The sequence below is a fragment of the Pantoea cypripedii genome (assembly GCF_002095535.1).
Taxonomy (GTDB): Bacteria; Pseudomonadota; Gammaproteobacteria; order Enterobacterales; family Enterobacteriaceae; genus Pantoea; species Pantoea cypripedii.
The window spans coordinates 595,021-619,141 of the sequence record NZ_MLJI01000003.1; the positions used below are offsets into that span (position 1 = coordinate 595,021).

Sequence of the window (24,121 nt, forward strand, 5' to 3'; positions counted from 1 at the left end):
CTACGCCCGTAAGCTCGGCATTAATGCCGACGGTTATTTATTGTCCGGATAACTCAGCGTGATCGCATCGTCAGGGAAGGTGGTGAAATCTTTAATAATGGTATGGAAATCAGCGGTTGGATTGAGATCGCTAAATTGCTGCGGATAGAGATCTTTCGCCAGAATTTCCATGCCGATGATGTTGTACGGATGGTTATAGAAGTGGTGGTAAACCCCGTACACACGGCCCTGTTTCACCGGTGCGATCTGCGACAGACCGGTACGGCTCAGCAGTTTCTGGAAGGTGACACCCACATCTTTGGGATCCACACCGTAACCAAACGGCAGCACATTGGTATTCGGACGCTTTGAACCGGTCATGATATAAACATCCGGCTTCATGGCGATGATTTTTTCCAGCGCGACAAAACCAGAGCTACCTGGCAGCAACGCAGAACCGATATTTTTGCCACCGACGGCTTCAACCAGACCGCCCCAGCCATTATGACTGTGGGTAAAGCAGCAGTTGTCGCTGTTGCCCGCAATCGGCTCGATAAATACCGTAGGTTTATTTTTAATCTTATCAATCGTCTGTGTCAGCTTTTCCATATGCTGATGATAGAAATCAGTATAGGCTTTGGCCTGCGCTTCGCGGTTCAGCACTTTACCCAGCAGAGTAACAGACGGCGCGGTGTTCTGAGCGGGGTGCAGTTCGTAATCAACAAACACCACCGGGATATGCAGGTTGTTCAGCGTATCCAGCACACCCGATTGCTTCAGCGCCGGTTTGGCGCGCAGCTGCGCAATCATCAAATCCGGCTTTTGCGCCAGTACGCTTTCCAGGTTGACCTGTCCCTGATCGTTAAAGCCCATATCGACGATTTTCGTCGCTTCCGGCCAGCGCCCTTTCAGCATGTCCCAGGTCTGGGTGTCTTGCTTTTTCGGCAGGTTATTCCAGGCGACCACGCGTTTGAATGGGTCATCACGATCCAGTAACGCCAGCGTCAGGACATCACGACCATCCTGCAAAATAATGTGCTGCGGTTCTTTGTTGATGGTCTGGGTATGACCATCCATGTCGGTAATGCTCACTGGATAGGTGGTGGCCGAAGCCGCCGCTGAAGCCAGTAACCCCATAGCCAGTAACAAGCGCGTTTTCATCGCAAACTCCGTGATAAAAAGAATAGTTATTATTATCAATAACCTTAACACAACCTTAAGAGACAAAAAATAAACTGTACTTCAATCAGTTGTGTCGGAGTGTGTAGAAAACGCGAAGGGGTTCAGGTGAAATCAGACAGTCTCTGCCCGGATACGATCAGTTCCTGCAACAGCATCTGGCGACGCTCCTCAGGGGTATCACGGCTCACCATAAAGCAGATCGCCGCCACCGCTTGTCCGCTTCGCGAGCGAATCGGGGCGGCCATACAACAGGTGAAACTCTCCGACAGGCCCTCTGTCAGACAATAACCCAGCTGCCCAGCGCGGTGGATGTCAGTCAAAAACGCCTGTTTATCGAGGATTTGTCCATTCGCCAGCTGATAGTCTTCTTCCGGGATCAGATCGAGAATCGCGCGATCGGACCAGTTACTCAGCAGCAAACGTCCCGTGGCTGTCCAGGTGATGGGCACGCGTACACCGATGTCCGAGGTGATTTTGAACGGATGCGCATTACTTTCCGACAGCACCACGGTGTACTTATCCCCTTCCAGCATACAGAGCTGGACGGTTTCGCCATGACGCGCAACGATTTCTACCATTAACTGATGAGCACGGCGGATAAGATCGTTATGCGCCATGTAGTCTGCACCGTAGTAGTGCATTTCCCGTCCAAAGAAAACCGCGCCATCAGCATCCAGTTCCACCAGACCCGCTTCACTCAGCAGGCTGACTAACTCATAAACGCTGGAGCGAGGTGCGCCGGTGGCATCGATCAAATCACGCATCGCCATCGGCTGCCGGGCGATATGCAACTGGCGAAAAATGTCGATAACCCGGTCAACGCCGCGCGCCCGTGATGGCTTTTCATCCGGCATAAGCAAATTCTCCTCAGGCAATAATGCGGTGGCTGAACTGCGCCAAAAAGAAAAGCATCATACACCCAGCGCTGACGTTAACCCATCCCTGTTAATTAAATTTTTATTTTCTGTCTTTATATTTTCCTGTTCTATTTTGGGGCCTCATTTTAGCGCATGCCGCTTGATGTATTTTTTAAAACCACGATAAAGGTCACATTCCGATTAAGAAAACTTCAGCTTCATTTTTTTATTTTGCGATCGCGACAACATCACAAAAAATTAAATCCCCCCACACATATTGCAAAAGCAAAAATCCTGTGCAAATCTTGCCCTATCCGATATTGCAGATACGAGTCTGATATACCGGACAACCCAGTAAAGAGTTGTCCTGATTAAAAAGGAGCAGAGTTGCATGACGATCAAACGTTATGGCATTGAAGGTGGTACCGGCACCGGCGGCCAGAAACTGCCGTTCGCACGGGCGGTAGAAGCTGATGGCTGGCTGTATATCTCCGGCCAGACACCGATGCGCGATGGCGAAGTAGTGGAAGGCGGCATCATCGAACAGACCCGGCTGGCGTTCGATAACTGCCTGTCTATCATGCGGGAAGCTGGTTACCGGGTGGAAGATGTGGTGCACGTCACTGCGGTATTAACTGACGCCCGCTACTTCAGTTCATTTAATAAAGTATTCAGTGAGATATTTAGCGGAAACCCTCCCGCACGTATTTGTAGCGTGCAGGATTTAGTTGTCGACTGCAAAGTTGAAGTCGATATGAAATGTTTCCGTAGCGATCGTAAATAACATTACCTCACCAACAACAGACTGAATTTTTTATTTTTTGCCCACACCAGGGTGTGTCGTTAATAAGTCATGTTTTTTCATGTTGTCTCCATTAAATAAGAGAGCATAAAAAATGAATGCAATTTCGTTGAAGATGAGCGCCAGAATGGTTGCAGGTGCGCTGGTTATGCTGGCCGTGGCTGGCTGTACCCCCACCGAGGAGAAAAAAGAGGCGGGAGCGGCACCACAATCTGCGCTGCAAACCGTGTTACAACGCGGCACGCTGCGCGTCGGTGACTGTCTGAGCTTCGCGCCTTTCGGCTTTTACGATAAGGACGGCAATCCCGATGGCTATGACGTCGATTTAGCCAAAGCGCTGGCGAAAGAGATGGGCGTTAAACTGGAAATGGTCAATACCACCAGCGCCAACCGCATTCCCAACCTGCAAACCAATAAAGTGGACGTGGTGTTCTGCAACTTCACCCGCAATCTGGAGCGCGCCAAAGAGATCGGTTTCACCAACCCGTATGTGGTAGCAAGTGAAGCGATGCTGGTACGCAAAGAGAGCGGCATCAAATCCGCCCATGACATGGCCGGTAAAACCATTGCGACCGTCAAAGGTTCAACCAACGGTGACGAAGTGCGCAGCATGGGTATCGACGTGAAAATCCAGGAATACGACTCTTCACAGGCAGCGATCCTTGCCGTGAAACAGGGCCAGGCAGATGCGATGATCGAGGATAACAACTTCCTCGCTTATCAGGCCAAACTCGATCCGACGCTGACGGTGACCAACGAAGCGCTGGTGCCGCTGGAATACAACGCCTTTGGCGTGAAACAGGGCGACCAGGTATGGCTCAACTATCTGAATGAATTCCTGTTTGAAATCAATGCCTCCGGCGAGAATGCCACGCTGTACCAGAAATGGTTTGGCAGCAAACCGCGTTACCCGCTGAACCCGCAATTCTGATTGTCTGCGGCGCAGCGCTGCATGCTGCGCCGTCAGAAGGAGTAAGCCCATGAGTTATCAATGGTTAACCCTGTGGAATTATGGCGAAACCTTTCTGGCCGCCGCCTGGCTGACGCTTCAGGTCACCCTGCTGGCTTTTGTGCTGGCCGTGGCGCTGGGACTGCTGGCGGCACTGGCGAAAGCCTCTCCACTGGCACCGGTGCGCTGGGTAAGTCACTGTTATGTGGAATTTATCCGTAATACGCCCGTCCTGCTGCAAATCTTTATTATCTTTTTCGGGCTGCCTTCTCTCGGCATCACCATGAGCGCCTTTACCGCTGGTGTGCTGGCGCTGGGCATCAACGTGGGTGCTTATTTGTCGGAGACTTTTCGCGCCGGGATTCAGTCCGTGCCGAAAGGACAGCTGGAGGCGGCGTGGATTCTGGGCATCCCGCGTCGTCAGGTGTTTCTCAGCGTAGTGCTGCCCCAGGCCGCGCGCGCAGTATGGCCAGCGATTATCAATAACCTGATTCAGTTGTTACTCGGCACGTCGCTGCTGTCCGCGATTGCCTTGCCCGAACTGACCGGCACCGCAACGGTGATCAACGCCCGTACCCTGCTCTATATCCAGACTTTCAGCGTGGTGACGGTGGTGTATTTGCTGTTCAGCAACCTGTTTTCCTGGCTCGGCAATCTGGCAGGACGACGGATGTTTCATCCGCCGCTGGTGACCCAGGTAAAAAAGTCCGCCTGGTGGTGGGCAAGAAAATGGCTGACTAACCCACTGAAACGGGAGAACGCACTATGAGTGACCTGATCATCAGTTCGTTACCGCTGCTGTTAAAAGGGCTGGGTATCACCCTGCTGCTGTCGGTGGCGGCGATTGCTGGCAGTACCTTACTTGGTCTGCTCGCGGCGGTGTTGCGTACCAGCCGATTACCGGTCGCGCGTCAGGTTGCCGTGCTCTATACCGAGCTGTTCCGTGGCACACCGGTGCTGATCACCCTGATGTTTATTTACTTCGGCGTGGCGTATTTCGGCTATGAAATCAACCTGTTTGCTGCCGGGATTCTCGGCCTGAGCATTTATCAGGGCGCGTATATCGCCGAAGTGTTTCGTGCCGGGATCGAAGCCGTGCCGAAAGGACAATGGGAAGTGTCATGGATCCTTGGCCTGTCTAAACGCCAGACCTTTCTTAGCGTGGTCCTGCCGCAGACGCGCGGCATCGTGCTGCCGCCGCTGGTCGGGCAGTACCTTTCCCTGATTAAAGACACCTCAATTGTCAGCATGATCGGCATGTCGGAGCTGATGCATCAGGGTCAGGCGATTGTTGACCGCATCGGCCAGCCGGTGGTGGTGTATGGCCTGGTGGCCGTGCTGTATTTCGTTGTGTGCTTTCCGCTTTCCCGCTGGGTTCAACATCATCAAACCAGGAGTCAGTTATCATGAGCAAGTCCGCCATTACGCTGAGCCGTATTACTAAATCGTTTGGTGCCACCCAGGTACTGAAAGAGATCAGCCTTGATGTCTCACCTGGCGAAGTGCTGGTGTTGATCGGTGCATCGGGTTCGGGAAAAAGTACCGTGCTGCGCATTATGAGCGGGCTGGAAACTGCCGACGGTGGCGAGATCTGGGTTAATCAGGTGCCATTGCACGATCGCAAACGCAGCCGGGAAATCTGTGGTCACGTTGGCATGGTGTTTCAGCAGTTCAACCTGTTTCCGCATAAAACGGCACTCGGTAACGTCACACTGGCGCTGATCAAAGCGCAGAAACTCTCCGAAGCGGAAGCCAATAAACGCGGCATGGCGGCACTGACACGCGTCGGTCTGGCTGAGCGTGCACATCACTATCCAGCGCAGCTGTCCGGTGGACAGCAACAACGCGTGGCGATTGCCCGTGCCCTGGCAGTTGAACCTAAAATTATGTTTTTTGATGAAGCCACGTCAGCCCTCGACCCGGAACTGGTGGGTGAAGTCATGGAAGTGATGCGCAGCCTGGCACGGGAAGGCATGACGATGGTCGTCGTGACCCATGAGATGGGTTTTGCCCGTAAAACGGCTGACCGTGTGGTGTTTATGGACCAGGGCGTGATTGCCGAACAGGGATCGCCAGAGCAGATTTTCGTCCATCCACAAAATCCACGCACGCAGCAGTTTTTATCGCGCGTACTTGAACATTGATCGGGGGTGCTATGTCGATTCAATTCCCGCTGGTGGCGGATGGCAGGCTGGATGCACAACAACCCGCACCACGATTCAAATCGGTCGCCGGGGCGGGTGACGCGCCGCTGCCGATTGGCACCGCCGTGCTCAGCAGTGAACAGGTGTTTTCACCGTTGCTGCTGATGAAGCAATCGGCCCTGGAAAATAACCTGCGTCAGCTGGCTGACTTTTGCCGTGAACAGGGGGTGATGCTGGCGGCACATGGCAAAACGTCAATGTCACCTGCCATTCTGCGCCGCGCCATTACCGAAGGAGGAGCCTGGGGGCTCAGCGCCGCCACCCCGGCGCAGGTACGCGCGCTACGTCAGTTTGGCATTCGCAACGTCTTTCTCGCCAATCAACTGGTCGATCCTGCGGGTATCCGCTGGATTGGTGAATGGCAAAAGCAGCATCCCGACCACGGTTTTCTCTGCTACGTAGATTCACTACAGGGAGTACGCTTGCTGGAACAGCACCTCGGTGACAGTCAGATTGCGGTATTGCTGGAGATGTCGGTCAGTGGCGGACGCACCGGTTGCCGCACCCAGGCTGCTGCACTGGAGATTGCGACGGCGATTGCTGCCAGCCCTGCCCTGCAACTGGTGGGCGTGGCAGGCTATGAAGGCGCATTGGGGGCGGGTCGCGATAGCCTCGGTATCGCCAGGGTACACGACTATTGTCAGATGCTGATCGCCACTGCCGCACGGCTGGCAGAAAAACAGCTGTTCGCACGCGACCACATTATTCTCAGCGCCGGTGGCGGAGCCTGGTTTGACGTTGTCACCGCCTGTTTTACCGAAGCGCAGTTGCCATTACCCGTAACCCCGCTGATTCGTTCCGGTGCTTATATGGCGCACGATAACGGGCTATATGCGCGGATCAATCCCTTCTCGCAACCGGGTGCCACGCATCATTTTGACGCCGCGCTGGAAATCTGGGGCCGCGTGTTATCACGCCCGGAGCCGGGACTGGCATTTGTGGATTTTGGCCGCCGCGATGTGCCGTTCGATCAGGATTTGCCGAACCCGATGTGGGTACGTGATGCCGATGGCAGTGCACCTCGTGCGGCTGGTGCGATGCGCATCAGCGAAGTGAACGATCAGCATGCGTATTTGCAGCTAGCAGAGGACGACGAATTAAAGGTGGGTGACTGGGTTGGTTGTGGTATTTCGCATCCCTGCACCGCGTTCGATAAATGGCGCTATCTGCCGCTGGTGGATGATGATTATTGCGTCACAGATTCACTGGAAACAGCATTCTGAGTGATATGTCGCCAATGGCGGCCGGGAGTCCCGGCCGCATACTTCTTAGTTCAGGGTCGACATGTCGATCACAAATCGGTATTTAACGTCGCCTTTCTCAAGACGCACAAACGCCTCATTAACCTGATCTGCGGTAATCAGCTCAATATCGGCAGTGATGTTGTGTTCGGCACAAAACTCCAGCATTTCCTGGGTTTCATCGATGCCACCGATATTGGAACCGGCAAAGCTGCGGCGTCCTTTAACCACATTAAACGCACCAACTTCGATAGGTTCCGGCGGCAGACCCACCAGTACCACGGTGCCATCAATCGCCAGCAGTTGCAGACAGGCATTGATGTCATGTTTCGCTGATACCGTATCGATAATCAGATCGACTTTGCTGGCAAATTTTTTCATTTGCTCAGCATCGGATGTCAGCACAGCCTCGTGGGCACCTAAACGCTGGGCATCTTCAACTTTGGCTTGTGATGTGGTGAAGACCACAACGTGAGCCCCCATCGCGCGCGCAATCTTAATCGCGACATGTCCCAGGCCGCCAATGCCCAGCACGCCAACCACCTTACCAGGCCCCGCCTGCCAGTGCTTCAGCGGCGAATAGACGGTAATACCGGCGCAGAGTAACGGTGCAGCCGCTGCCATATCATCAAAGTGCGGCATTTTCAGGGTATAGCGTTCTTTGCACACATAGGTTTGTGAGAAACCACCAAAGGTCATACCGCCCAGATGTTTATCTGGCGTATTAAAAGAATAAGTGGTGCCATTTTCACAGAATTGTTGCAGATCGCGTTCACATGCCGGGCAGGTACCGCATGAATCGACAATGCAGCCCACGGCAGCATAATCGCCGATAGTGAAGTTTTTAACGTCTGAACCCACAGCGGTTATCCGGCCGACAATTTCATGCCCTGGCACCATCGGATAATGGCTGGCGCCAAAATCATTCTTCACCTGATGAAGATCTGAATGACAAATGCCGCAGTACAGGATCTCCATTTCAACGTCATCCGGTAACAATCCGCGACGCTGAATGCTGAAGACATTTAAAGGATTGATAGATGAATCAGTGCCAATCGCTTTAATGGATTTGATCATGGCTTCCTCGCAAACTACAGAAATTAAAAAAGTCATCATACTGGCTGGCATCGGGGGGATTAAGATGCCCTGGCATAATGAGGATATGAATGGCATTCATGAAACCTGCGCGATAAATCGCGCCGCTACGGCTGGCTCCCAGGCCGGTATCAATGTCCGCCCTTGATTAATGAACGCCATTTATAGGGGCTAACGACCGAAAAAATCCATTCCGCCGCCCACCAGGCGCTATGCTTTTTAGTTCTCCATCGTCACAGGAAAGATAAAAATGCAAAGCGTCCTGTTAAATAACGGCGTCAGTATGCCGATGCTGGGATTCGGCGTTTACCAGATTACCGACCCGGCAGAATGTGAAAAATCAGTGCTGGATGCCATTGAGGTCGGCTATCGTCTCATCGACACCGCAGCTGCCTATCTGAATGAAACCCAGGTCGGAAACGCTATCCGCCGCAGTGGGATCAAACGTGAAGAACTGTTTATCACCACCAAGCTGTGGTTGCAGGACACCAGCTACGAAGGGGCTAAAGCTCAGTTCGAACGTTCCCTTAACCGCCTCCAGCTTGATTACGTAGATTTGTATCTCATCCACCAGCCGTATGGCGATGTGCATGGTGCCTGGCGCGCAATGGAAGAATTGTCGGAGCAGGGAAAAATTCGCGCCATTGGCGTGAGCAATTTCCACCCGGACCGACTGGCAGACCTCATCGCCTATAACCGTATCGTTCCGGCAGTGAATCAGATTGAGGTCAATCCCTTCCACCAGCAGCTGCATCCTGTTGCGTGGATGCAAAGCCGCCAGATTCAACCGCAGGCATGGGCACCTTTCGCCGAAGGACGCAATAATCTGTTCGAAAATCCCCTGCTCACCGCTATCGGCCAGCGCTATGGCAAATCGGTCGGACAAGTGATTCTGCGTTGGTTATGGCAACGTGGCGTGGTGTCACTGGCAAAATCAGTGCGAAAATCACGGATGCAGGAAAACTTTTCCATCGAAGATTTCACCCTCAATGCGGAAGAGATGCTGTTGATCACCGCGATGGATAGCGGCACCAGCGCCTTCTTCTCACACCGCGACCCCGCTCGCGTTGAGGCGATCACCAAACACAAGCTGGATATTTAAGCCGTGTGACTCTGGCCATACCGGGTGGCCAGAGCTCCGCCTGATTAACCCGGTGTTTGCAATTTTCCTGCGCGCATCGCCGCAATCACACCGCCATCAATCAGTAAATCGCTGCCGGTAACAAATCCGGCATCCGGACCCAGCAGGAAAGACGCCGCAACAGCAATTTCCTCGGGAGGAGCCATACGTTTTACCGGAGAGGCATCGACCATCGCGCGATAGATGTCGCCAATGTCGGAGTTAAGTTCATGCTGCGCCAGCGGAGTCACCACGACCCCAGGGCTGATTGAGTTCACCCGTGCGCCCTTCTCACCCCAGCTGATAGCCGAGGCCTGCACACGCAGATGATTGGCACGCTTCGCCATCATATAAGCCACCAGGGTATTCGGGATGGCATCCTGTTGCAGGAAAGGTAAATCCAGTAACTCATCGGCTGGCGTAAAGGCTAACGCCTGATCCTGCTCCGGGGGAAGCGCAGGCATCATATGGCCTGCCATGCTGGAGATAATCAGGCCAGCACCACCGGGAGCGATAACTTTTTCAAACTCATCAAACACCAGTGCGGCACCGTAGAGATCCACTTCCAGCACTTTGTCTACCGGAGCCATATTCGGTGACAGACCCGCGGTATTGACCACCTGCATCACATTGCCGAGTGACGCCGCATAAGCAGCCAGCTGTTGTACCGAGTCACGCGATGTCACATCAACATGTTGCGTCTCGACGCGATAACCCGCTGCCACAATTTGATCAGCAGCCTGTTGCAGCGTTTGCGCATTGAAATCGGCCAGCAGCAGCGTTTTGCCAAATCCCTGACGGCGTGCAATCGCCTGACCAATGCCACCCGCGCCGATAATTACCACGATATCTTTCGTCATATTGACCTCTCAATAGTTCGTCAAAGGTGATTGCCGCCCTGCGGTTCAATCAATGAGCAAAAGTCTATACGCGGGTGATTCAGGTGATAAGATGCTTAATAGTTAATGAACTTATATCTGAGATTTATAAATGCTGCGAGATGAGCTGGGCGACCTGGCCGCTTTTTTGGTGGTGGCCGAAGAAAAAAGCTTCACGCGTGCGGCGGCAAGGCTTGCCACTTCGCAGCCGTCGCTGAGCCAGACCGTGCGACGACTGGAAGAACGCCTCGGCGTGCGTCTGTTAATACGGAACACGCGCAACGTGGCGGTCACCGAGGCCGGTGAACAGCTGGTGAATACCCTGCGTCCGGCGTTTAGCGATATCGACAACCGCTTACAGGCGTTGAGTCAATTCCGTGATAAACCCGCCGGAACGGTACGCATCACCGCCGGTCAGCATGCGGCAGACACCCTCATCTGGCCCGCCATCAACGAGGTGCTGCATAGCTATCCCGATATTAAAATTGAATTGTCGCTGGACTCCGCGTTGACCGATATCGTCAGCGAACGCTTTGATGCCGGTATTCGCCTCGGTGAGCGGGTGGAACAGGATATGATCGCTGCACGCATTGGCCCTGAGTTGCGCCTGGCGGTGGTGGCGACACCCGATTATTTCGCCAGGCATGGTCTCCCCACATCGCCACATGATTTAACCCATCATTCCTGTATCAATATCCGTTTGCCCAGCTCGGGCGGAATCTACGTGTGGGAGTTTAATCAGGGAGAACGCGAACTTAACGTGCGCGTGGAGGGGCAATTTATTGTTAACAACATCGTCGCGACGCTGAAAGCGGCCGAAGCCGGGCTGGGGTTAGCCATGGTGATGGAAGATATGGTTGAGACCCAGCTTGCGGCAGGCACGCTGGTACGGGTGCTGGAAGCCTGGTGTGAGCCCTTTGCCGGTTATCATATTTATTATCCCAGCCGCCGCCTGCTTTCTCCGGCGTTTCAGGTGTTTTTACAGACCTTACGCCAGAGAAATGAGACGGCAGAAAAACAGCGCAGAGAGAAACGTTTAGGCTGAAAGCGCCAGCTGCACCGCGTCCTGGGCATGAATCAGCGTGGTATCGAACAACGGCACTGTCGCATCTTCTGGTTTTACCAACAGAGTGATTTCAGTGCAGCCGAGAATGATCGCTTCAGCGCCGTCGGCCACCAGTTGCGCGATAATCTCGCGATACTGCGCCCGTGACTCCTCACGGATCACACCGAGGCACAACTCCTGATAGATGATGTCATGCACCACTTTACGCTGCGCTGCCGCGGGCACCAGCACGTCGATGCCGTATTCCTGTTGCAGGCGGCCTTTGTAGAAGTCTTGCTCCATGGTAAAGGCCGTTGCCAGCAATCCCACGCGTTTAACTCCCGCCTGACGAATACGTTGCGCCGTGGCGTCCGCAATATGCAGCAGCGGAATCTGCACCGCTGCGGTGATCTGGTGAGCGACTTTATGCATGGTATTGGTACAAAGCACGATGAAATCCGCCCCACCCCGCTCCAGACTGATGGCGGCAGCTGCCAGAATTTCCCCGGCTTTTTCCCATTCCCCTGCCACCTGCAACTGCTCGATTTCCTGAAAATCGACGCTGTACATCAGGCTGCGCGCTGAGTGTAAGCCACCCAGTTGCTGCTTCACCTGCTCATTGATGATGCGGTAATACAGCGCGGTTGATTCCCAGCTCATCCCGCCAATCAGGCCGATCAGTTTCATTGTGCGTCCCTTATTTTGTCCGGCCATCGTGCCGTCGGAAATAACGATAACCGAATATTAAATAAATGGAACAGCGGAACGAACAGGGCGCGATCCTGTAACGCCCCCGCCTCCAGCCCCAGCAATAACCGGTTCAACTCCTGCAGCAATGCCGCTTGCGGCTGGGTTTGCAGCGATTTCAGACGCTGCTTCAGGAACAGACTCAGCTCGTGAAACATCGCTCCGCTATCAATGTTATGCGCTGCCAGTAAGGTCTGATGACGTGTATAGAAGTCATAGCAATTGGCTCCCAGCCAGGCTTCAGCAATCAGGTTTCCTCCCGCCACCAGGTCCGGCACCGGATCAACGCGTTTACGTGGCAGGATCACATTCACCTTATCCAGCGTGCGTGCCACAAATTGCTGGCGCATCGACATGGTTACGCCATTGAGCCGCATCTCCGTAAGAAATTGCAGTAGCTCGCGGATGCCTTTACGCATGGCTCGTTTCGCCGTCCATGAGGGCCGTTTATTACGGATCAAGGCGGTAATCACCACCCCAAAGACGATACCCAGCATGGTGGAGAGCACAGCGTTCACTATAAGCAGTAAATCCGGTTTGAAGTGATGGCTCATCCCGATAAAGCCAGGTATCTGCGTCGCGACAATCAGGCCAATCAGGTTAGTGGAAGGATTGGCGATCACCAACCCCAGTGCCAGCAGGCCCGGTGCCAGGCAGATGATCAGCGCTTCAAAGGTGATGGCCTGGGGTATCAGAAACACGATATACATCAGGCTGATAGCGACCGCGATAATCACCCCTTTCAGGAACAGCTTCATCGGAGCAATCGGGCTATCCATACCGGCAAAGAATGAACACAGCACTGCCGCCATCATTGGCGCGGTCGAACCATCTACCCATCCACTGCCGATCCAGAACAGACAGGTGGCAAAGGTGGCGATAAACGCGGTAAAGGATGAGAGCAGCAACAAACCTTTGTCGATATGTCGATGAGTACGTGCCACGGTTTTTCCGGGCTTCACCGTTAGTGTCCACTCACTCACACGTTCGCTAACGCTGTGGTAGGCATGGGCGATACGCACAAAGTTCAGCAGCCGCTCCAGCAATCCGAGCAATAAAATGCTCTCCTCACTGTTCAACCTGCCCTCTTCCCACGCCTGTTTCAATTGATCCTGCGCCGCCACCAGATTGGCATGCACCGGTTGATCGTCGTCACCATTCAGCCACAGCAGGAATTGCTGAAACGCCTGCGCAACATACTCGGGGAAAAGAATCCCCTGTTGCGCCAGCAGGTTAAGCCGCGACTCAATGGCTGTCAGCGTCGGGATCAGATACGAAAGATGTTGATACTGCACGCTGACCAGACGCACCAGACGACGCGCAGAGTCTCCTTCGTAGACGCAATGGGTAATCAGCGTTTCCACGTTCAGCGGGTAGTTCGCCATCTGAATCAGGATACCTTCCCGTTCAACCGTCTTATCGGCTGGCATCGCGGTCACCAGCTCGCGGCACAGATTGCGTGCGTTCTGATACCACTGGCTGACGCTCTGCTCCAGCAGATGACGCATTGACACCGGCATAATCAGGCGATGTACCAGGCTGCTACACACAATCGCCACGGTGATTTCTTCAATACGTGAGATGACGGTGTAAGTAATGGACGCCGGTGACGTTACATCGGGGAAACCCATGATGGCTGCGCTATATCCCGCCAGCATAAAGACATAACTTTTCGGCGTGCGGTCGTGCAATGACAGATAGAGGCAGCCTGCCACCCACAACGAGATGGCGAAACTGAATAGCATCGGATCCTGCACCGTAGCCGGGTAGATCAGCAGCGTGAACAGGCCACCCAGCAACGTACCAAAGAATCGGAAGACCGATTTCGACACCGTTGAAGCGGAGTAGAGCTGGGAAGCAACGTACACTGTAGTCAGCGACCAGGCCGGTTTATCGAGATTGAGTTCCAGAGCAATGTAAAAAGCCAGAAAGGCAGCAAGACAGGTTTTGGCAGAAAATAGCACTGCGCTTTGAGAAAACCACTTCATAAAGCTTAAAAGACCTTGAGCAGGCAGGGAGGAACTCTATCCTGGCAGAAGCCTCTGTGGTTGGCATTTTGATTTGTTATACAAATTATTACCGTGCTAATTATATGGGCATCTATGGAAATTCCACGCGACATTTTTTACCGGTTTACTGATTACAGTGAACGTGAGAAAACACGCAACTAAAGTTATAAGCGATCGAAAATTGTTATTTATTGGTTATATATGCGCTTTGCTATGGTGGTGAAAAAACCACGAGAGAACAACGATGAAACGTAAAACGCATGTATTAAGCACGCTGGCGTTAAGCCTCGGGCTGCTCTCCGCACACAGCTTCGCGGCGAATCCGCAAACCGTCACTATCGGTTATCAGAAAGCCAATATCTTCGCGCTGTTGAAATACCGTGGCACGCTGGATGACACCTTTAAAAAGGAAGGGATTAACGTGCGCTGGGTCGAGTTTCCTGCCGGGCCACAAATGCTGGAAGGACTGAATGTCGGCAGTATCGATCTCGCGGCTACCGGAGATGCGCCACCGGCCTTCGCTCAGGCGGCTAAAGCGGATTTGGTCTATCTCGCACATTCACCGGCTAACCCGAAAACGGAAGCCATCGTGGTACCCAACGATTCACCGATCAAAAGCGTGGCCGACCTTAAAGGGAAGCGTGTTGGCCTGAACAAAGGTTCCGACGTCAATTATCTGCTGGTGAAAGCACTGGAAGAAGCCGGGCTGAGCTACAAAGATATCAAACCGGTTTACCTGCCTCCCGCTGATGCCCGTGCTGCATTTCAGAAAGGCGCGATTGACGCCTGGGTGATTTGGGATCCGTTCCTCGCCGAAGTGGAAGCGCATACCGGCGCACGTCAGGTGCGCAATGCCGAAGGCCTGGTGCCGCATTACACCTTTTATCTCGCCAGCCGTCATTTTGCGGAAGAGTATCCGCAGGCAGCGCAACAGGTGGTGGATGAGCTGAGTAAACTGAGCGACTGGGCTAACCAGCACCAGGATGATGCCGCCGCGATTCTGGCGAAATCAACCGGGCTGGATAAAGCCATCTGGCAAACCACGCTGGCACGCCTGCCTTATGGCGCGCAACGCATGACACCGCAGGTGTTTGCTGAACAGCAGGCCCTGGCGGATAGCTTTACCCGTGTCGGCCTGCTGCCGGTGAAGGTGGACGTGCGCAGCGCAACCTGGTCGCTGGATAAACAAGCGACCCAATAATTTGCATATGCCGTAGCTACCGTCTTGAGCGTCAATCCCTAGGTGCGAATAAATTCGCACCCTACGCCTGTAAGGTCGGCATTCATGCCGACCAGGCCAATAACCGCACGGAGCCGTAGCGGCGCGATTTATCGCGCTATTCTGTGCACGGAGCCGGTTAACACCGCGCAATAAATTGCGCCGCTACGCCCGGTGCGGTATCGGGTCACGGCGTCAATATCCCACACCGGCCGTCCTGAACGTCAGGCGGTCGCTACGTAATTTTCATCCCACTTCATCCGGGTTTTCAGCACGCCGAAGCACTGATGAACCAGCTTTCGCATCACCGCCCCCAGCGCGGCCTTTTTCGCTTTCCCTTTCGCCAGTAATCTCTCATACAGCGCTCTGGCCGGACCGTTCCACTTCGACGCCACCACCGCAGCCATATACAGTTTCGCCCTCACATCCGCCGGGCCCGTTTTGGACATCCGCGCAAGCCCCCTCACGTAACTTCCCGATGTCTTCTCTACTGGCACCACCCCCAGCCACGATGCGACCTGCGACGCACTGCGGAACGGGCACGAGTGCAGCACTGCCAGCATCGTCGTTCCCACCACGCTGCCTATTCCTTTTATCGATTCCAGCAGCTCACGGTCCTCTTTCAGCCCCGGATGATTATCCGTGTGGTCTGAAATGAGGGCTTCAATACGCTTCAGTTCTTCCTCATTCGCTTTCCGGGTTCTCGTCAGGGAGTCGATGACCTCCCGTGACGTCCGGGTTGAATGGGCTTTTTCCAGCCGGTTTACTGCCCGCTGCACATCCGCCTGAAGCGAGTCCCGCAGGCGCATCAGTTCCCGCAGCTTACGCACTTCAGGTGACGGTGGTACCCACGCATCGGGCTGTTTCAGCTCACCGTAACGGGCCAGCACCCAGGCATCGGCGGTATCATTCTTGGTGAGCATACCGATCCCACGGGCAAATTCCCTGACCCGCTGAGGATTCCCCATGCAGACCGTGACGGGGGTGTTTTCATGCAGCCCGAACGCCACATTCTCGTGGTAGACACTGGTGGCTTCCAGCACCGCGGTAACCTGTTCAGGCGGGCACTTCTGCATGAGGAGCCAGTCGTATATCTCACGCTCCGCACCGGGCTGGTTCTTCATGGATTTGGTTTTCTTTTTGCCGTTGCCGGGTAACAGGCAGAGGTCAAGTTTGTTTTTACTGACATCAATACCGAGATAAATCATCAGATAACTCCCTTTCACATGAACCATCACGCCATCTTGCCTTGTACATACGAAGTCAGAGCTTCTGGTTACCGTTCAGAGTAGATGCTGGCGTGAAAGGAGAAACGGAGGGCTTAAACTACGATGCAGGATTTTCTCCTGAGCGGCGCGACAAGCTTCCTCCGTTTCCTGTTACTGGTAGCTAACCAGCAACAGTTTCAAGATACAAGCGGCGCGATTTATCGCGCAATTCCGTTCGTCGTACCGGAAAACACGCGCGATAAATCGCGCCGATACAAATCAATGCCAACCTGAACTACACCTCTCCCCTGCCGATTTAGTGGCGGTCCAGCGCTTTGCTTAGACGGGTATCGTAAACACCCCCGCACATCGGCGATCAACAGCTCGTCAAATTTTCCGCGCTCCAGCAGACGGGCTAAATCGACCGAATATTCCAGATCTTTGTATTGCCATTCGCGGTCATGCGGATGCGCCCACAGACCCGGCGACTAATGTTGGGGAATTAAGGGGCGGAAGGGGGAGATCGCTCCGCGTGAGCGAGTGGCAGCGATGCCAGAATCTGGCGTGCGACTTCAGCGGCATGATCAGCCACCTGCGGCAAGCCCATCAGCTCACCAAAACGCGCCCGCGCTGCCGGGCCGACAACGAACAACCTGGGGTTCGGCTGGCCGGATTGCGTCAGCGTACGGGAGTGGCGATCAACATCAATGCCAAATCCCAGCGCATCGGCACGAATCATGCCCTGCTGGCTGAGCGACTTCAGCAGCGGCTGGCTGGCGGTTAATGCCTCATGGCCGGGGCCGGTCGTGACAATCAGATGATCGAGTTGATGATTTTCCGTCACGCCATGGCGCGTATGCAGCTGAATTATCAGTTGCTTGTCGCTGGCATCGATCCTGATCAGGCGTGCGGCTAACACGCGCAGGCTCCCCGCCTGCTGACGTTCGGTTATGGCCGCCGTCACCTGTGGCGCGATGCGGTAACGATGTACATCCCACCATGAACGCAGATGGCGCACAAAACGTTGCTGCTCCCGTAGCGGCAAGGACTGCCAGATATCCTGCCCCTGCACGCGCACCTCATCCAGCACGCGCTGCCACGGCAATTGTTGTTCGGCGGCGCGTACGACTTCCGCACGGATATGGTGTAGCCACTGACGTACGCTCGGTTGCTGCTGTGGAGCAAGCGTCCACTCCGGCCAGTCACCGCTCAGATTAGCACGCGATAGTTGCCCACGACGCGAGAAGGCCAGCAACGGCCCGTGGTGCTGGCGCGTTGCCAGCGATGCCACCACATCCGCCATACTCAGGCCGGTGCCGATAATCGCGACCGAGGCATGACCCGCAATGTTATCCAATCCCCCTGGCCGCCACGGGTTGGTAATCAGCGCCGGATGTGCCGCAAAAGGAAGTAAGGCGCGAGGTAATGCCGGTGGCGGATGGCTGATCGCCAGGGCCAGCACATCGCCTTGTAGCGCTTCCCCGTTACTCAGCAGCAGTTGCTCTCCTTCCCAGGCGATAGCGCTGGCCTGAATGTGCTGCAATGTCACCTGTGGATGTTGTAAGGCTGCCTGCGCAAATTGCTCCGCCAGATAGCGACCAAACATCCCACGCTGCGGGTAAACCGCGCCATCAGCGCAATGTGCTACTGAATCCAGTGAACATTCGGGTTGCTGACGATACCAGCGGTCGAACGCACCCGGCTCGTCACCGCTCAGTTGCATACGCGCAGCGGGTACGTTGATGCGATGCGCAGGCTCCTGGGTCGAATACGCCACGCCTGCTCCGAGGCTGTCTCTTGGTTCAATCACCGTCACGCGCAGGGGTGCCGTTGCCGTTCGGGCAAGATGAATCGCCAGCGCCGTACCACTGAACCCGCCGCCAACGATAATCACATGCGGTGTCTGCATCGCCTTTTCCCCATTGCCTGTATGCATTTCCTATATAACTTTAATAAAAGATGAACAGATGAAAGTTATCCACTTTTTCTGTGGATAAATCGTTGCATATCATCTGGCTAATTTTAGCCAGTATTTATGATGGCGTTACGGCAGGGTGCATCCATGTGGCGATTTCACCCTGAAATCCTTTTCTAAAAATCATTATATTCATAGAGATAGGCGTGAAATCGGCGTGGCGAGCTTTATAATTTTCCGACCAGTACGAATGCGGGCAATCATAATTTAGTGGATTGTTGCCTTCACAGAGGGATGGTTAATTTGCCGTCACCGGTTGTGTTCATTGATCGGAAGGATTGCCCGTGATGAGTGAAATCATGGCGATTTCAGCCTGAAATTTTAGGCCTCATTACTGATATTTCATGCAGTTAGCGGTGAAATTACGCTGGCGAAGGAAAAGGAGGTAAAAAAAACCGCCCGAAGGCGGCATTGCTCATTGATTGAGGTATTTGTTCAGGGTCTCGTTAATCACCCGATCCAACTCGTCCTGGAGTTCTTTTGACTGTCGATTAAATTCATAGCTGAACATGCGACCACGCGTCTTTTTACGTGCAAAGCGGTCTTTGTCGGCAAAGGTCCAGAGCGCGGTGGCGACGACTTTATCTTTAGCGGGTGACTGCACCAGCGTCTGGCTGCCATTACGCACCAGACGCAGAATTCCATTCTTCACTTCATCTTCCGCTAATCCATCTCTGGCACAAACGGTATCAACATCCATACCAATGGCATCAATCAGCGCATCAACCGTCTGACCCGTCTCCTGCAGCTTCTCATAAGCCTGCAACAGAGATTTATAATCGGGATAGGTCAGCTCTGAGTGGTTAGGGAATAACGTGATGAGATCGGCAGGCACACTGGCCGCCTGCAATGCGCGTGTCACTTTGGCCTGAGAAAGACCTTCGCTCTGGGCAATTTCTTTTTGCGACAAACCACCATCTTTCAGCGCCAGCAGACGCATGCCAACCTCACGCAGGTTGTGTTCACGGGCAGTCTGAATATCCTGTGCCAGACGACGGGCTTCTTCTGCCGTGATTGAGGCGTCAGTAACCAGAACATCAAGACCTGTTTTACAATGCAGCGCAGCAGCACGGCGGCGTGAACCATCGAGAATCTCGATACGGTCATCACGCTTGACGCCAATAGCCGGAAAGAACTGCTGGAGTTTGATGGTACGGATAATGTCGCGCAGTGATTCGGGTGTCAGACCTGATTGGTCACGGCCGTTGGTTTCCATCACCACAAAGGTTTTATCTTCGATATCTTTTGCTGCAATGTGCTCCAGTGTGAACTGGGCGCGTTTACCGGTGGACAGGATAAAAGTCTGGGTATGGCCTTCTGATGTTTCTTCTGTTTGCAGCGGTGTCTGGCTGAAAGTTCTGCCAATCGTTATGCGTTTTGCGCTCATAGTAACCTCAGTTCAGGCGAATAAATTCAATGCGGTCAAACACGGCTTTGGCAAAATCCTCCGCAGCCGAACGCGCATTCTTCAGGGCTTCACTGCTGCCTACATAGGTAGAAGGATTGGCCGAAATTACAGTGTCAAACGACTCTCCGCAGCGCTCAAAACCATCAAGCCTTGGTAAGGCGGCATCCAGCATGTCACCGCCAAAAATCTCTTTAGCAAGGCTGTGGCAGAGTTTGTGGTCAGCTTTGTTGGAGAGCTTCGACATAAATCCAATATTGCCCTGTAAACGACAACTTGCGCCGGATTCTTCAATGATGCCAATCAGCTCTGGCAGACGCGTCAGATACTTCAAAGTGGAGTGAAAATCGACCTGTGCCGGGGGAACTGGCGTCATCAGCAAATCAGATGCGGCAATGGCGTTTTTCAGGAATGCGTCGAGGTGAGGGCCACTGTCGATAAAGATGAAGTCATAATCTTTCTTCAGTTTGGCGATAACATTATCGTGCAATACAGAATGGACATTATGCTGAGGCAGATGCTCGGCACAAAGCTCATCCCAGCGTGAAGCGATAAACGCATCATCGATGGAAGCGGGCAGCACATCCACACCAGGAATAATAGAAGGAACGATAAATTCGTTCAGCAATTCTTCGCGGCTGACATTCTGCAACATCGCCTGTGCCGCGGTGGCTTCAACTAATCCCACTGAACGCTCATGATTGAGGAACATGGTTGCGGAAGATTGCGGGTCAAGATCGATAACCAGAATGCGTAAATCTTCAAATAACAGGTGTGGATGTGCGCGCAGCGCGTGGGCCAGCGAAACGGTTGATACCGTTTTCGATACGCCACCTTTCAGGTTACCAACAAATAACGTGAATGCATCACCGTGACGATCACGGTACTTGGGCACACCACGATGGTGATAGATGTCGATAATGTTCTGAATCGACATTGCATATTTGGTTGAGCTACCGGCGGCACGCTTATCAAACGGATAACCGTTTTCTTCCATCTCATTCACAGCATAATCGACACTGGCGCGCGTCAGCTTGGGTAACTTTGCCAGTGCCGCTTTAGCGTAAACCTGGTAAAAAGTATTTTCCTGCAACTCTTCTTTTTGTGCCTGGATCTGTTCCGTCAGGCTCATGAGCATTTTCTCAGAACGTTGAGCGACCTTCAGAACCTGCTTTTCATCGTTAGCCATAGTTGCTCCACACATGTAGGATTTATGACTTTATACCGAAATCCTGCACATCAGGCAAATATATCTCATTTACTCAGAAACAACTGATGTGAACGAAACACCTTGTCCAGGAGGATGTTATTACAAACATTCACTGTAATCAGTGCGGCAATCCTGAGCAGCCGGATGAAATGAATAAAAGATGAGCTGATCATTTTTCGAGCTAACCTGCCAGAATTCACTGTAATCAGTAGTGGCGTGAGTAAAAGTACGGAGCAGGGAGCAGGGAGCAGGGAGCAGGGAGCAGGGAGCAGGGAGCAGGGAGCAGGGAAGATTCACTGTAGTCAGCAAGCTTTACAAGCAACGCGGGCATAAACCCACTGTAGTCGGCAAAAGATTCACTGTAATCAGCAAGCCATCACTAAACATTCACTGTAATCAGTAACCGCATCTACACGGATAAGCTAACGATAGCCTGTTTAACACCGGCTGAAGGGACAAAATCATTCACTGTAATCAGTAAAAGAGAACCCCATTCTGGTTTTCCGTCAAACATTCACTGTAATCAGCAGTCGCAATTTGCGAAATCCATAATCGTTCACTGTAGTCAGTAAGACAATTCTCCGCCCACCTCAAATGTTCACTGTAGTAAGTAAGCCAAATTTCCCGGCATCCGGAAACGTTCACTGTAGTGAGCAACCCTGGTTATATAACCCGCAGGTGTTCACTATAGTCAGTACAAGGTGTCATCAAATCGGCAAACATTCACTGTAATCAGTCGCTGCTTTCGTACTCCGATCAACCATCATCTGTCCCTGACTGATGCTTTTACCGCGATAAAAAATCAAAACATTCACTGTAGTCAGCAAGATTGAGAGCGCACTTCAGAGGATTTTCCATGCGTTACGTACCTCAGGCCGAATCAGCAACATTCACTGTAATCAGTGGAGGGTATGCGGACGTATTACGTCAGCAGTTCTCCGGGAGCGGGAACTGGCGTGAGCTCAACAGTGAGAATCGGACGTTCACTGTAATCAGTAAGTGGTATCCATAAGGAAGAAGTTAAACATTCACTGTAATCAGCAGAGGGGGATCAACAGAAGTGAAATGTTCACTGTAATCAGCAACGGACCACACAAAGTCGATGATGGCTAGTAAGCAGCGATATCCCAAATTCACTGTAATCAGTAAGAGGTCATGTTAACGCCTGAGCCGAACATTCACTGTAGTCAGTACCCGGTCACACACAACCCCACTGGCGATGTTCACTGTAGTTAGTAGAAACGAACATCGGCAGCCGCTGACCTCTGTATATCAACAGCTGAAACAGAAGATTCACTGTAATCAGTGACACCGTGACGTTAGCAGTGAAAGGCTTAACCCATGCTATCAGGTGCCAATCTGGTGTTCACTGGAGTCAGTAACCGGGGTAAATATTCACTGTAATCGGCAAACGTGACCAACCCTGTCACTTTTTTGTTCCTGAAAATACGTGAGATGCTGATTACAGTGAACATAATGGCTATCAATTCAATAAGACATTGAAAATCATATACATATAACAAAACACCCACTGTAATCAGTAAGTTCATCACAACGTAAGCATTCACTGTAATCAGTGGGGACGTACGAGTTGATAGCGTTCACTGTAATCAGCAAAAACCCCTCGGATACTCATCTTTTAACGATGAAAACAATAAATGTAAGCACTCACTATCAATTTATAACAATGAATACTGTATCTGGCAGCAATAATATGGATTATGGTTTTGTGATCACAGGCAGGAATGCTGATTACAGTGAACGTTACTGATTGCAGTGAATCTGATAGGCGCTAGCTGATTACAGTGAATGTCTGAAGGGAGGGAAGTGTCACTTTTCGGCTAAAAGTGACACTGCAACGCGTGATGTACTGATTACAGTGAACATGATGACTTAGTCGTCAAAATCCAGATCGTCGAGTGCATCAATGCTCTCAAGATTGCTGATCCCATCCAGTTTTGGTGTCCGGCTGTGGATAATAAAAAACACAGAACGACCACGTTTCACTTCTGAATAGTCGAGATAACCAATCTCTTTCAGTTGCTCCATGGCACGGCGTACCACATGGTTCTGGGTGGTGGTTTTTGAACCCAGGTTGAGGCGCATACGCAGACGAGCCAGTGATATAGGAGCAGGGTTTGTTGGCAGGCTCTCCAGATAGGTATAAAGCGCCTGAGCAGATTCCTTACGCTTAAGCCGCGAGATGGCGCGGAGCTGCAGCAAAACCTTATGGTCAAAGTTATACAACTCGAACAGTTTAGGATCCGCCTGAATCTGCACCACATCCTTTTCACGATCGTAATAGGCCGATTGTACCAGGTGGGTATGATAGGCTTTGCCGTTACCTTCAAAGGAGAGGGTATTGGTCGCGATACGACGTAATGAGGCATCTAAACGCTTACGTAAGGCCGCAGAGGAGTTTGCCGAGGGGATCCCGCACATTTTTACGAAATCGATAAACGGCAGCGTCACCGTGTCGCCTTTCGACGGATAACGGGAGAATGACTGAATGATCCCGGCCCAGGTTTTGAAATCATTATCCATATCCAGCCTTGCGCCGGTAATGGTAATCTTTTCATAGCCTTCAGCTTTAACCAGTGACAGGTTTTTCAGCTCTTTCGTGGCATCGGTTGAAGCCATCGCGCCAGATTTACCGCGCGCGGTGGATTTCAGTGTCGGAACAAACAGTCCCAGGCGCATCAAGGCGACCGGTTGTACGGTGTTATTTTTGTTAGGGTGGAGCTGAATAACTTCACCGCTGTTTTTTGTCACCGACAGAAAAGGTTCAAGTAACGCCTTGTTTTCACTCTCTTTATCTGCCATAGCCTGAGATCTTCATTCTGTGGATGAAAAGGGTCGGTTTCTGATTACAGTGAACATTAACACTGTTTATAGTGAACATTCTACTGCTTACAGTGAATATAATGCTGATTACAGTGAACACTTTGCTGATTATAGTGAACACGATCACCTTCTCAGCCCTTGTCCGGTGCGGC

The 24,121-nt window shown here is 52.6% G+C and carries 20 protein-coding genes and 1 pseudogene; 9 read left to right on the top strand and 12 right to left on the bottom strand.

The genetic code is table 11. The annotated features are described in order from the left end of the window. Window positions 1-33 precede the first annotated feature (33 nt). Window positions 34-1,140 carry an ABC transporter substrate-binding protein gene (locus tag HA50_RS30710; protein ID WP_084881159.1) on the bottom strand — a complete coding sequence of 369 codons (1,107 nt, stop codon included), beginning with the start codon at window positions 1,138-1,140 and terminating at the stop codon, window positions 34-36. Window positions 1,141-1,262: 122 nt separating this feature from the next. Continuing rightward, window positions 1,263-2,015: an IclR family transcriptional regulator gene (locus tag HA50_RS30715; RefSeq protein WP_084881160.1), complete on the bottom strand. Its 753-nt coding sequence runs from the start codon at window positions 2,013-2,015 to the stop codon at window positions 1,263-1,265. Window positions 2,016-2,409: 394 nt separating this feature from the next. Between HA50_RS30715 and HA50_RS30720 the strand changes: the two genes are divergently transcribed. The 6 genes from HA50_RS30720 (at window position 2,410) to HA50_RS30745 (ending at window position 7,196) form a co-directional block, all read left to right on the top strand. Then, the gene (locus HA50_RS30720) at window positions 2,410-2,802 is read left to right on the top strand and encodes a RidA family protein (protein WP_084881161.1); all 393 of its coding nucleotides are present in this window, start codon (window positions 2,410-2,412) and stop codon (window positions 2,800-2,802) included. Window positions 2,803-2,914: 112 nt separating this feature from the next. Continuing rightward, complete coding sequence (locus HA50_RS30725) at window positions 2,915-3,751, top strand: ABC transporter substrate-binding protein (protein WP_084881162.1); 837 nt, start codon at window positions 2,915-2,917, stop codon at window positions 3,749-3,751. A gap of 49 nt (window positions 3,752-3,800) precedes the next feature. Further along, on the top strand, window positions 3,801-4,538 hold the full coding sequence (locus HA50_RS30730; RefSeq protein WP_084881163.1) for an amino acid ABC transporter permease: 738 nt from the start codon (window positions 3,801-3,803) through the stop codon (window positions 4,536-4,538). Next, window positions 4,535-5,179, top strand: a complete 645-nt coding sequence (locus HA50_RS30735) for an amino acid ABC transporter permease (RefSeq protein WP_084881164.1) — start codon at window positions 4,535-4,537, stop codon at window positions 5,177-5,179. Before HA50_RS30730 ends, HA50_RS30735 begins: the two co-directional genes overlap by 4 nt. Beyond that, a complete protein-coding gene (locus tag HA50_RS30740) occupies window positions 5,176-5,913 on the top strand; it encodes an amino acid ABC transporter ATP-binding protein (protein ID WP_084881165.1) in 738 nt (245 codons plus the stop codon). Before HA50_RS30735 ends, HA50_RS30740 begins: the two co-directional genes overlap by 4 nt. 11 nt (window positions 5,914-5,924) lie before the next feature. After that, window positions 5,925-7,196 carry an alanine racemase gene (locus tag HA50_RS30745; protein ID WP_084881166.1) on the top strand — a complete coding sequence of 424 codons (1,272 nt, stop codon included), beginning with the start codon at window positions 5,925-5,927 and terminating at the stop codon, window positions 7,194-7,196. 45 nt (window positions 7,197-7,241) lie between these two features. Here the strand turns inward: HA50_RS30745 and HA50_RS30750 are convergent, their stop codons facing one another. Next, window positions 7,242-8,288 (bottom strand): NAD(P)-dependent alcohol dehydrogenase, encoded by a 1,047-nt coding sequence (locus HA50_RS30750; protein ID WP_420851481.1) that lies wholly within the window; start codon window positions 8,286-8,288, stop codon window positions 7,242-7,244. A gap of 271 nt (window positions 8,289-8,559) precedes the next feature. On the opposite strand from HA50_RS30750, the gene HA50_RS30755 reads away from it, so the two are divergent. After that, a complete protein-coding gene (locus HA50_RS30755; RefSeq protein WP_084881168.1) occupies window positions 8,560-9,411 on the top strand; it encodes an aldo/keto reductase in 852 nt (283 codons plus the stop codon). A gap of 44 nt (window positions 9,412-9,455) precedes the next feature. Here HA50_RS30755 and HA50_RS30760 read toward each other — a convergent pair whose 3' ends face one another. Then, entirely contained in the window at window positions 9,456-10,289 is an 834-nt protein-coding gene (locus HA50_RS30760; RefSeq protein WP_084881169.1) for an SDR family oxidoreductase, read from the bottom strand. A gap of 130 nt (window positions 10,290-10,419) precedes the next feature. On the opposite strand from HA50_RS30760, the gene HA50_RS30765 reads away from it, so the two are divergent. Next, window positions 10,420-11,352, top strand: coding sequence for a LysR family transcriptional regulator (locus tag HA50_RS30765; protein ID WP_084881170.1), 933 nt, complete (start codon window positions 10,420-10,422; stop codon window positions 11,350-11,352). Here HA50_RS30765 and HA50_RS30770 read toward each other — a convergent pair. Together HA50_RS30770 and HA50_RS30775 are read right to left on the bottom strand one after the other, a co-directional pair. Continuing rightward, entirely contained in the window at window positions 11,344-12,039 is a 696-nt protein-coding gene (locus HA50_RS30770; protein ID WP_084881171.1) for an aspartate/glutamate racemase family protein, read from the bottom strand. The genes HA50_RS30765 and HA50_RS30770 overlap by 9 nt on opposite strands. Next, entirely contained in the window at window positions 12,036-14,087 is a 2,052-nt protein-coding gene (locus HA50_RS30775; protein ID WP_084881172.1) for an FUSC family protein, read from the bottom strand. The genes HA50_RS30770 and HA50_RS30775 overlap by 4 nt, the downstream gene beginning before the upstream one ends. A gap of 265 nt (window positions 14,088-14,352) precedes the next feature. On the opposite strand from HA50_RS30775, the gene HA50_RS30780 reads away from it, so the two are divergent. Then, entirely contained in the window at window positions 14,353-15,309 is a 957-nt protein-coding gene (locus HA50_RS30780) for a sulfonate ABC transporter substrate-binding protein (protein WP_084881173.1), read from the top strand. A gap of 242 nt (window positions 15,310-15,551) precedes the next feature. On the opposite strand, the gene HA50_RS30785 is transcribed toward HA50_RS30780, so the two are convergent. From HA50_RS30785 to HA50_RS30805, 6 genes and pseudogenes are all read right to left on the bottom strand, one after another. After that, window positions 15,552-16,535, bottom strand: a complete 984-nt coding sequence (locus tag HA50_RS30785; protein ID WP_084881223.1) for an IS110 family RNA-guided transposase — start codon at window positions 16,533-16,535, stop codon at window positions 15,552-15,554. A 359-nt stretch (window positions 16,536-16,894) separates the two neighbouring features. Continuing rightward, window positions 16,895-17,023 (bottom strand): annotated as a pseudogene (locus tag HA50_RS31970) (hypothetical protein); the annotation flags it as partial. A gap of 14 nt (window positions 17,024-17,037) precedes the next feature. Further along, complete coding sequence (locus HA50_RS30790) at window positions 17,038-18,444, bottom strand: FAD/NAD(P)-binding protein (RefSeq protein ID WP_084881174.1); 1,407 nt, start codon at window positions 18,442-18,444, stop codon at window positions 17,038-17,040. Between the two features lie 481 nt (window positions 18,445-18,925). Continuing rightward, a complete protein-coding gene (locus HA50_RS30795) occupies window positions 18,926-19,897 on the bottom strand; it encodes a ParB family protein (protein WP_084881175.1) in 972 nt (323 codons plus the stop codon). A gap of 7 nt (window positions 19,898-19,904) precedes the next feature. Continuing rightward, window positions 19,905-21,104: an AAA family ATPase gene (locus HA50_RS30800; protein ID WP_084881176.1), complete on the bottom strand. Its 1,200-nt coding sequence runs from the start codon at window positions 21,102-21,104 to the stop codon at window positions 19,905-19,907. Between the two features lie 1,914 nt (window positions 21,105-23,018). Beyond that, window positions 23,019-23,948: a RepB family plasmid replication initiator protein gene (locus HA50_RS30805; protein ID WP_084881177.1), complete on the bottom strand. Its 930-nt coding sequence runs from the start codon at window positions 23,946-23,948 to the stop codon at window positions 23,019-23,021. Between the last annotated feature and the right edge of the window lie 173 nt (window positions 23,949-24,121).

What these genes read in the sequence shown, in the direction of transcription:
- HA50_RS30710 (WP_084881159.1), bottom strand. Translation starts at nt 1,140, where the DNA reads ATGAAAACGCGCTTGTTACTGGCTATGGGGTTACTGGCTTCAGCGGCG.
- HA50_RS30715 (WP_084881160.1), bottom strand. Translation starts at nt 2,015, where the DNA reads ATGCCGGATGAAAAGCCATCACGGGCGCGCGGCGTTGACCGGGTTATC.
- HA50_RS30720 (WP_084881161.1), top strand. Translation starts at nt 2,410, where the DNA reads ATGACGATCAAACGTTATGGCATTGAAGGTGGTACCGGCACCGGCGGC.
- HA50_RS30725 (WP_084881162.1), top strand. Translation starts at nt 2,915, where the DNA reads ATGAATGCAATTTCGTTGAAGATGAGCGCCAGAATGGTTGCAGGTGCG.
- HA50_RS30730 (WP_084881163.1), top strand. Translation starts at nt 3,801, where the DNA reads ATGAGTTATCAATGGTTAACCCTGTGGAATTATGGCGAAACCTTTCTG.
- HA50_RS30735 (WP_084881164.1), top strand. Translation starts at nt 4,535, where the DNA reads ATGAGTGACCTGATCATCAGTTCGTTACCGCTGCTGTTAAAAGGGCTG.
- HA50_RS30740 (WP_084881165.1), top strand. Translation starts at nt 5,176, where the DNA reads ATGAGCAAGTCCGCCATTACGCTGAGCCGTATTACTAAATCGTTTGGT.
- HA50_RS30745 (WP_084881166.1), top strand. Translation starts at nt 5,925, where the DNA reads ATGTCGATTCAATTCCCGCTGGTGGCGGATGGCAGGCTGGATGCACAA.
- HA50_RS30755 (WP_084881168.1), top strand. Translation starts at nt 8,560, where the DNA reads ATGCAAAGCGTCCTGTTAAATAACGGCGTCAGTATGCCGATGCTGGGA.
- HA50_RS30760 (WP_084881169.1), bottom strand. Translation starts at nt 10,289, where the DNA reads ATGACGAAAGATATCGTGGTAATTATCGGCGCGGGTGGCATTGGTCAG.
- HA50_RS30765 (WP_084881170.1), top strand. Translation starts at nt 10,420, where the DNA reads ATGCTGCGAGATGAGCTGGGCGACCTGGCCGCTTTTTTGGTGGTGGCC.
- HA50_RS30770 (WP_084881171.1), bottom strand. Translation starts at nt 12,039, where the DNA reads ATGAAACTGATCGGCCTGATTGGCGGGATGAGCTGGGAATCAACCGCG.
- HA50_RS30775 (WP_084881172.1), bottom strand. Translation starts at nt 14,087, where the DNA reads ATGAAGTGGTTTTCTCAAAGCGCAGTGCTATTTTCTGCCAAAACCTGT.
- HA50_RS30780 (WP_084881173.1), top strand. Translation starts at nt 14,353, where the DNA reads ATGAAACGTAAAACGCATGTATTAAGCACGCTGGCGTTAAGCCTCGGG.
- HA50_RS30785 (WP_084881223.1), bottom strand. Translation starts at nt 16,535, where the DNA reads ATGATTTATCTCGGTATTGATGTCAGTAAAAACAAACTTGACCTCTGC.
- HA50_RS30790 (WP_084881174.1), bottom strand. Translation starts at nt 18,444, where the DNA reads ATGCAGACACCGCATGTGATTATCGTTGGCGGCGGGTTCAGTGGTACG.
- HA50_RS30795 (WP_084881175.1), bottom strand. Translation starts at nt 19,897, where the DNA reads ATGAGCGCAAAACGCATAACGATTGGCAGAACTTTCAGCCAGACACCG.
- HA50_RS30800 (WP_084881176.1), bottom strand. Translation starts at nt 21,104, where the DNA reads ATGGCTAACGATGAAAAGCAGGTTCTGAAGGTCGCTCAACGTTCTGAG.
- HA50_RS30805 (WP_084881177.1), bottom strand. Translation starts at nt 23,948, where the DNA reads ATGGCAGATAAAGAGAGTGAAAACAAGGCGTTACTTGAACCTTTTCTG.